The following is a 1,095-nucleotide window of genomic DNA, read 5'->3' as shown; positions in this document are numbered from 1 at the left end:
ACGATGCTCGAGCACGGCGACATCGTGGAGGAGCTGCTGTTTGCGCACGGCCTGGCCGACACGCTGCCACGAGATGGCCACGCCGCGCTCGGCCAGCGCGGCGGCGTGGGCACGCGCCTGCGCCGGCCGGATGGAGCTCATGTCCACCAGCAGCGCGCCGCGTGGCAGCGTGTCGGCCAGGCCGTGCGCGAACAGCAGCTCCTCCACGATGTCGCCGTGCTCGAGCATCGTGATCACGAGCTCGGCCGTTCGCACCGCCGCCTCGGGCGTGTCGGCCACGCGGGCACCGGCCGGCGCCAGGGCCTCGGCCTTGGCGCGTGTGCGGTTCCACACGGTCACGTCGAGGCCGGCCGCGCACAGGCGGCGCGTCATCGGCGCGCCCATCAGTCCGGTCCCGAGCAGGGCAAGCTTCATCGGTGAACACTCCAGGGCAGGGTCAGGTCGGGCCAGTATAGGAATGGCGGGCCCGGCGCCATGAACAGACCCGTCCGGACCCCGCAGTTCGCGGCTTCGCCGGCGCGCGCTCCGGGGTCCAATCGCGTGACCACTGTGCCCATGCCGATGCCCGCTGCCCCGACCACCACGCCCGGCGCCCTGCCGGCCGGCTCGTCCACGAGCCGGCGTCTCGGTCGTTTCGAGCTTCGGCAACTGCTCGGCAAGAGCAGCCGCACGATGCTGTGGCTGGCCCATGACCCGGCGGCCGGCGCCGACCGCTACCTCACGCTGCCGCGCCAGCAACCGGCCGGCGCGGCTGCGCTCGAGGCGTGGTTGCGCGGAGCGCGCCACGCGGCCCGCCTGAGCCATCCGCAACTGCTGCCCATCGTCGACGTCGGCGTGGAGGAACGCTGGCCCTTCCTGGCGGGCCCGGCGCTGGCCGGCCTCACGCTCGACGCCCATCTGGCCGGCGGCGAGATGCCCTCGCCGGTGCAGGCCGCGCAATGGCTGTGCGACCTGCTGCAGGGCCTGGCCTTCATGCACGAGGCCGGCCTGGCGCACGGCGACGTGGGCGGCTACAGCGTCCTCATCGATCCGCAGGGCCGCGCGCTGCTGCTGCCCGGCGCCGATGCCTCGGCATCGCAGGCCGCCGCGGCCAGC

1 protein-coding gene and 1 pseudogene are annotated in these 1,095 nt (G+C 74.3%); one reads left to right on the top strand and one right to left on the bottom strand.

Going from position 1 to position 1,095, the window contains the following annotated elements:
- The coding region (locus tag x551_RS22565; protein ID WP_343252169.1) for an NAD(P)-binding domain-containing protein at nt 1–429 on the bottom strand (429 nt) is incomplete at its 3' end.
- 132 nt (nt 430–561) lie between these two features.
- On the opposite strand from x551_RS22565, the pseudogene x551_RS22560 reads away from it, so the two are divergent.
- A pseudogene (locus x551_RS22560) lies at nt 562–1,095 on the top strand (hypothetical protein); the annotation flags it as partial.

Source organism: Methylibium sp. T29 (assembly GCF_000576205.1).
GTDB lineage: Bacteria > Pseudomonadota > Gammaproteobacteria > Burkholderiales > Burkholderiaceae_C > Methylibium > Methylibium petroleiphilum.
The sequence above is the reverse complement of the archived record's forward strand: the minus strand, read 5'-3'. Positions and strand labels throughout refer to the sequence as shown.